The organism is Desulfurivibrio modestus (assembly GCF_044068625.1).
In the GTDB taxonomy this organism is placed as follows: domain Bacteria; phylum Desulfobacterota; class Desulfobulbia; order Desulfobulbales; family Desulfurivibrionaceae; genus Desulfurivibrio.
The window spans coordinates 20,897-27,693 of record NZ_JBIPKH010000025.1 but is presented as its reverse complement, the minus strand read 5'-3'; the positions used below and the strand labels follow the sequence as shown (position 1 = coordinate 27,693).

Sequence of the window (6,797 nt, the reverse complement as noted above, 5' to 3'; positions counted from 1 at the left end):
CATGGTGGGGTTTATGGAAAATACAGGGTGCGTCATCATCGCCGTTTTTACCCTCGGGCCACAAGTCAACCCTTGGTCATCCTTTACCTTTTTCCTGTCGACCCGCTGTCAACCTCAACCCAAAAACAGCATGATAAAGGCGACAGGGTCGGCCTGAACAAAACTCATCTTGCCAGGCGGATCCGCCCTTGGCGGTCGCGGATCGTGATCTGGCGGTAGTCGCCGGCGGGCAGAGCCAGCAGCAGGCAGGGGCTGGTCAGGGCCTGGGTCTGGGCCAAGCCGGGGGGCGGCTCCTGCCAGTCCAGCCGCAACTCCAACCGGCCCTTCTCCAGGGCGGCGGTGGGTTCCGCCAGGGCCAGGCCATAGCCGCCGGTGGGCCGCTGGCCCATTTCGATCAGCAGGGCCAGTTGGTGGCTAAAATCCAGCCGCGGCGCCGCCGGCGGGGGCGCGCCGAAACTTGCCTGCCGGACATAAAAGCTGTCCAGTTGGGCCTGCCGCTCGATCAGGGTCAGGGCGGGGTGGGCGGTGCTCCCGCCGCACTGCCCACCGGCGAACAGCACCTCGACCCCCAGCGATTCCCTGGCAACGGTGGCGCAACCGGCCAGCAACATCCCCCCCACGGCCGCCACCAAGACCAGAAGTGTTTTCATGGCTGTCGCTCCAACTGTTTGCTTGGCACCGGAGTGCGGGAGAAACCGGGCCGATCGGGGAGCAGGCCGGCGGCCCCGATATTGAAGCCGTAGCTGCTGACGAAATTAACGCCACTGACATTGCCCGAGACCGCCACCTCAACGGGGGCGGAGAGGGTGGGCCAGGAGCCGCAGGACTCGCCGGCATCGCAGATAATATCATCATTGTTGGCATCGGAACCGGCGAAGATCAGGTAGTTGCCGGCCGGAACCCCGCTGAACTCGAAGTTATAAACCCCCGCCTTGTTATCGGCGCTGGCGGTCTTCACCGTTTCTAAGGTGGCCGGATCAACCAGCACGATCCACTGGAAACCGGTGTTGGCGTTGAGATCCACCTGGGGCTCGGGGACCTGCATGATCACCGGAATGGTGACGCTGTTGGCGCTGGAGGTGGCGGTGATGGTGGCGCTGTGGCTGCCTTCCGCCAAAGTATCGCGGTTGACCGTGACCGTGTAGGTTCCCAGTCCTTCGCCATCCACGCTGCTCGCAGTCACCTCCAGCCAGCTCGCCGAATCGGTCACCGCGACCCCGGTCAGGGCGGCGGTGCCGCCGTTGCGCAGTTGCAAATTCAGGCTGGTTTCGCTGGTGGCGAAGTTGAGGCTGGTGGGGTTGGCCAGCAGCACCGCCGGGGTATCCGCCGGGGTGTCGCTCTGGGGGGCGGCCTGAACCGCCTGCAAGGCATCGATCAGGCCCCAGCCGTAGAGATCGTCCCGACCGGGGGCCCCGAGATCTTCGGTGAGGGCGCCCTCGGCCAGCAGAACATCGACCTCATTCGGGGTTAGATCGGAGTTGACCGCCTTCATCAGGGCCAAAACCCCGGCCACATGGGGGGCGGCCATGGAGGTGCCCTGCTGGAAATTGTACCCCATTTTGATGGTCCCGGACCCGTCATCGCCGGCGGTGGAGAGGACTCCATCGCCATAGCCATCACCGTTGAGATCGCGGGAGAGATCGCCGCCGGGAGCGGCCACGTCGATCTTGCTCCCAAAGTTGGAATAGGGGGCCCGCTGCTTGTTGATATCCACCGCGCTGACCGAGATCACCCCGTCGTAGGAGGCCGGGTAGCTGGGGGTGGAGCTGTTTTCGTTGCCGGCCGCCGCCACGATGATCACGCCTTGGTCGCGAACCAGGGTATAGACCTCCTGCTCGGAGGTCGAGGCCCCCCCACCCCCCAGGCTAAGGTTGATGATATCGGCCGGCTGGCTGGGCACGGTCTCGGAATCATTGGCCAGCCCGGCGGCATAACGGATGGCCTGCTGAATATCGTAGCTGGAGCCGCCGAAACGCCCCAGCACCCGCAGGGGCATGATCTTGGCCCCCCCGGCCACCCCGGCCACCCCCACACTGTTATTGGTGCGGGCGGCGACGGTGCCGGCCACGTGGGTGCCGTGGAAGGAGCTGCGACCGTCGGGCATGATCCGGTCGCCGGGATCGTCGGGGTTGTCATCGATGCCCGACTCGTCGTCACCTGAATTGGCATCATCGGAGATAAAATCGTAACCGGCAACCAACTGGCCGTCGAAGTCGGGGTGAGCGAGCAACACCCCGGTATCCACCACCGCCACGATCACATCGGTCCCCTTGCTGACCTCCCAGGCCGCCGGCAGGTTGATCTGGGGGTAGTGCCATTGATAACTGTAGAAGGGATCATTGGGGGTTACCGCCAGGGCCCGGCGGATATAGTTAAGATCGGCGGTGGCCACCTCGGGCCGGGCCCGCAGGGCCCGCACCGCGGCCACGGTCTCCAGCCGGGCCTGCAATTCGGGCGAGAGCTCACGGCCGTGGCGGGCCAGGGCCTGACCCGGGGTTTTGTTCACCCCCAAAGCGGCCAGGGCCGCGGCGCCCCCGGTGGCCTCCCCCAAACTCAGCAGCATTTGACGGCTGGGGGCCCCGGCCTTGCGGGCCAGCCCCAGGGCCTGAATCCGCTGGTCGGCCGCCGCCAGGCCCAGGGGCTGATGGCTGTCGGCAAAACGGACGATCACCTCGCCGGGGACAAATTCGGCCCCGGCATCGAGAGTGTCGGCCAGCACCCCGGCCTGGGCGCTCTGGCCGACCACCAGGGTGTAGTTGCTGGCGGTGGTCCCGCAATCGTTGCCATCACAATAGACCGCCACCTGGATCACGTAATCGCCGGCGCTGGGCGCGGTCACCGCTTCGGTGGCACCATATCCTTCGGAAAACGCAACCAGGTCGGCGCAGGCGGCGCTGAACAGATAGAGATCCAGATCGTGCTCGGCCGGATCACCGCCGATAAAGAGGGTCACCGTTTGACCGGCCTGCAGGGAGACCCGGTAGAAGTCATCGAGATCGCCGGCCTCAAACGACCGGCCGGGGGCGCCTTCCCCCGGGGCGTTGAGGTAGCCCCCCAGGGTCACCGGATTGGGCAGGGGCTGGGCGGTGGCGCAGCTGTCGTTGCCTTCAACGTGGGGGGCGTAGGGGTCGTTGACATCCCAGTCCGCCACGCTCCCCCCCGCGGCGATGATGGTGCCGGTCACCGTATAGGTGGGAGCCGGCGGCGGGGCCCCGCCGCCGCCCCCACTACAAGCAACCAGGCCCAGCAGGGCGGGAACCACCACCAGCAGGCGCAGAACAGCCGCTGCAATTCTCATCCTCTCCTCCTTATCTTCACCAACAGGTTACGCGGTGACGATCACCGCTTAGAAGTCGATGCTCAACTGGGCCATCCCCCTGATCTCCCGGGGCAATTCGTCATCCTTATCATACTTCTCCTTCTTGGCGGCGAAGGCCCCGGCCAGATCCAGGCGGGCGGCCCAGAGGTTGACCCCCAAGCCGGCGGTGTAAACCCAGCCGATATCGCTTTCGGCCAGGTTCTTGTAGGCCCCGCCCCGCAGGGCGAGAAAGCGGAAGGCGTCCCACTCCAGACCGAAGGAGAGGTTGCGGGTGCGGTAACCGGGCAGGGTGGTCTCATTGTTGGTGAGATCCAGGTTGGCTTCCAGGGTCAGGGTGGTGAAGGGGATATAGGCCACCCCGGCGGTGACCTGGGGTTTGACCTTGACGTCGGGGACCAGCACGGTTTGGCTGCTGCCGGTGGGCACGTAGCTGAAGCCGTCGAACTTGGGGGAGTTGAGGTTGCGGCCGATCAGGCCGAGATTGACCTTGGGCAGGCGGGCCAGCAGAGCCAGATCCAGGCCGAAGGTGGTGCTCTCGTTATATCTTTCGGTGGTTTCGCTGATAATCTCGTCGGAGTTGTCGCTGAACACCAAAATCCGGTTGTTGTAGACCCGGCCCCGCATCAGTTTGACGTTGGCCCCGACTCCCAGCCATTCGTTTACGGCATAGCCGTAGGAGAAGGGGATCTCCAGCAGGCCGAAACCGCTGAGGGCCACCGAGGTGGTATTGTCGTCCAGATCTCTGCCTGTGCCACTGTCCCTAATAACATCGGCCAGCAGATTGACCGCGCCGGCCAGATCCTCGGCCTTGATCCCCTCCTGGGCGGCCATGTAATCGAGCCGCTGAATCGCCTCTATCGTATCTGGTTGGGCTCCAGCCATGTCCACCTCACCAAAGGCGATGGCCAACTGGTCGAGTTGCTCCGGGGTGAAAACCTGGAACCCGGCCGTAGAGTCGTAAGCCGTACCGCTCATATCGACCGAGTTGATCTCGGTGCGCACCTGGGTCGTCGTGATATCAAGACCGAGATTGGTCGAATCCAGCTCATAGACCCGACCGGAGGCCTGGAGAAAAACCCGGGCCCCCACGGCAAAACGCCCCACCCGGATCCCCAAGGCGCCGCCGGCATCGGCGGTCACCCCGTTGCCCTGGCGGGTGACCCCCTCCAGGCTGCTCACCAGGTTGATCAGGTCGGCCAGCTCCGAAGCGTTGTCCACCCCCTCGCTCAAGGCGTCCAGATCGATATCGCTGAGGATATCGGCATATTCGAAGAAATCACCGTGGAGCCGATAGCCGGCCCCGCCCCCCAGGTCCAGGCCCCAGTTTTTCCGGCCGAGATCCTGGTTATCCACCGCAATCCGGCTGCCATCCTCAGCACGCATCCCGAAAAAGGCCAGGGCCGCCGGATTGTAGTACTGGGCGGTGACATCATTCACCGAGGCGACATTGGCCCCGCCCATCCCCATGGCCCGGGGTCCGGCGAACATGGTGTCCATGGCCGCCGCCGGCCCGGCCGCCAGGGCGCCAACAGCAAAAAATCCCGCCGCCAAACCCAGTTTGGCGATCCTCCCCCTCCTCCTCATCATCATCATAACCCCCTCCTTGGTTCAATATCAGGTAAAATTGGTAAATTTGCTGATCACTCCCTTTTTTCACTTTTAGCGTTTGTCCTGAAGAGTGTCAACCCAGAATTTTCCCCGGAGCCAGAGCCGCCAGTCCCGCCGCCGCCAGAGTCAGGCCGGCCAGAATCCCCGCCAGCCCCGGGATTCCCAGGCCCTGATCCAGCAGCAGCCCGATCAGCACCGGCGCCAGGGCGGTGGCGACAATAATCGCCGCTTGAACCAGAGAGCGGATCGCCCCCAGGTGGAGCACCCCGTAACGCTCGGCCCAGACCGCTCCGCCCGAAGCGGTGGCCAGGCCGATGCTGGCCCCCAGCAGGCCCAGATAGGCAAAGGGAATCCAGCTCGCCACGGCGGCGGCCAGCAGCAGCAACCCCATGGCCATGGGCAGCAGCGCTAAAGGCAGACAGCGTTGACCGCCCCAGCGATCAACGAGAAAGCCGGCCCCCAGCAGGCTCAGCAGATGGCCGCCGGCAAAGAAGACAAAGGCCGTCGCCAGCAGCTCCAGCGACCAGCCCCGGGCGGCGGCGATGGCCACCTGGTGAAAAAGCAGGGCGGTGGCCACAAAAGGGGTCATCAGTACCGCCGGCAGCAGGAAATAGAAACCGCGATCGGCCAGGGCTTCCCGGCGGGTGTACTGATGGGCCCCAATCGCTCCGGAACCGCCGCCCCCCGGCTCGGGGGTGCGGCGGACCAGGAACCTTAGTACCGGCAGGATCAGCAACGGCAGGGCCCCGGCCGCCACCAGCCAGGGCAGCCGCCAGCCCCCCAGGGCCATCAGCATGATCGCCACCACCGGCATGATCGCCTCGGCCAAAGGAATGCCGGCGGCGGCCAGGGCCACCGCCTTGCCCCGGCTGGCGGCAAAGTAACGGGCGGCGGTGGTCATCCCCAGATGGGCGATCATCCCCTGGCCGCCAAAGCGAATACCGAGAAAACCGAGCAGCAACAGGAGGGGCCCGGTGGCCAGGCCAATCAGCAGACAACCGACAGCCAGGGCGGCGATGGCCGGCAGCAGCGCCCGCCGCAGGGGCCAGGAGTCGGCAATGGCCCCGAAACGGAGCAGCAACATGGCGCTGACAATGGTGGCCCCGCTGTACAGGGCCCCGTATTGGCCGTGGGACAGCGCGAACTCCGCCCGCAGTTCTCCCCCGAAAACGGAGAGATAGAAGGTCTGCCCAAAGCCGGAGGTGGCCACCGCCGCCAAAGAGAAAAGAGCCAGTTGTGGATAAGTGGATAATTTCATATAATCGCGGAAACCATAACCGATCATGGCGCTAAAACCCAGGGAGGAAAAGATGGAATATCGCAGCGGCAAGGCGGGACGGCTCTTCACCATCCGTTTCGATGAGGGAGATGATTTCCTGGCCGGATTGCGGGAGGTGATCGTCAAGGAGGATATTCGCTGCGGCTGGTTCTGGGTGCTGGGCGGCCTGCGGGCCGCCGAGGTGGTCACCGGGCCGAAGGAGGCGGTGATGCCGCCCGATCCGGTCTGGAAAAGCCTGGATTCGGTGCGGGAAACTCTGGGCGGCGGCAGCATCTTCTGGGATGAGCGGGAGCCGAAGATCCATCTCCACGCCGCCATGGGCCACCACGGCGACACCCTCACCGCCTGCGTCCGCAAGGGGACCACCACCTACCTGGTGCTGGAGGTGTGCGTCATGGAGATCACCGGGATCGAAGCCACCCGCCCCTGGTACCCGGAGGGCGGTTTCAACCGGCTGACTTTCAGCTAGAATAATCGTAACCAGGGCGCTTTTTTTGTTGACAGGTGTAAGCAGTTTTCTCCAAGATGATTCGAGCGGAACCGAGAGTATTGATCATCAGGTGGCGATCTCTTTTTTGATAATTGTTGAAC

Annotated in this window: 5 protein-coding genes; 1 reads left to right on the top strand and 4 read right to left on the bottom strand. The window is 64.5% G+C overall.

Features of this window, described 5'->3' with window-relative positions; all coding sequences use genetic code 11:
- Window positions 1–164: 164 nt before the first annotated feature.
- The 4 genes from ACHHRT_RS12035 to ACHHRT_RS12020 all read right to left on the bottom strand — a co-directional run bounded on the left by ACHHRT_RS12035 (window position 165) and on the right by ACHHRT_RS12020 (window position 6,185).
- Entirely contained in the window at window positions 165–650 is a 486-nt protein-coding gene (locus ACHHRT_RS12035) for a protease complex subunit PrcB family protein (RefSeq protein ID WP_395500020.1), read from the bottom strand.
- Window positions 647–3,298, bottom strand: a complete 2,652-nt coding sequence (locus tag ACHHRT_RS12030) for a S8 family serine peptidase (RefSeq protein ID WP_395500019.1) — start codon at window positions 3,296–3,298, stop codon at window positions 647–649. The genes ACHHRT_RS12035 and ACHHRT_RS12030 overlap by 4 nt, the downstream gene beginning before the upstream one ends.
- A 48-nt stretch (window positions 3,299–3,346) precedes the next feature.
- Window positions 3,347–4,912, bottom strand: coding sequence for a conjugal transfer protein TraF (gene traF / locus ACHHRT_RS12025; protein WP_395500018.1), 1,566 nt, complete (start codon window positions 4,910–4,912; stop codon window positions 3,347–3,349).
- 88 nt (window positions 4,913–5,000) lie between these two features.
- Complete coding sequence (locus ACHHRT_RS12020) at window positions 5,001–6,185, bottom strand: MFS transporter (protein WP_395500017.1); 1,185 nt, start codon at window positions 6,183–6,185, stop codon at window positions 5,001–5,003.
- Between the two features lie 52 nt (window positions 6,186–6,237).
- On the opposite strand from ACHHRT_RS12020, the gene ACHHRT_RS12015 reads away from it, so the two are divergent.
- Complete coding sequence (locus tag ACHHRT_RS12015) at window positions 6,238–6,675, top strand: PPC domain-containing DNA-binding protein (RefSeq protein WP_395500016.1); 438 nt, start codon at window positions 6,238–6,240, stop codon at window positions 6,673–6,675.
- Window positions 6,676–6,797: the final 122 nt, after the last annotated feature.

What these genes read in the sequence shown, in the direction of transcription:
- ACHHRT_RS12020 (WP_395500017.1), bottom strand. Translation starts at nt 6,185, where the DNA reads ATGAAATTATCCACTTATCCACAACTGGCTCTTTTCTCTTTGGCGGCG.
- ACHHRT_RS12030 (WP_395500019.1), bottom strand. Translation starts at nt 3,298, where the DNA reads ATGAGAATTGCAGCGGCTGTTCTGCGCCTGCTGGTGGTGGTTCCCGCC.
- traF (WP_395500018.1), bottom strand. Translation starts at nt 4,912, where the DNA reads ATGATGATGATGAGGAGGAGGGGGAGGATCGCCAAACTGGGTTTGGCG.
- ACHHRT_RS12035 (WP_395500020.1), bottom strand. Translation starts at nt 650, where the DNA reads ATGAAAACACTTCTGGTCTTGGTGGCGGCCGTGGGGGGGATGTTGCTG.
- ACHHRT_RS12015 (WP_395500016.1), top strand. Translation starts at nt 6,238, where the DNA reads ATGGAATATCGCAGCGGCAAGGCGGGACGGCTCTTCACCATCCGTTTC.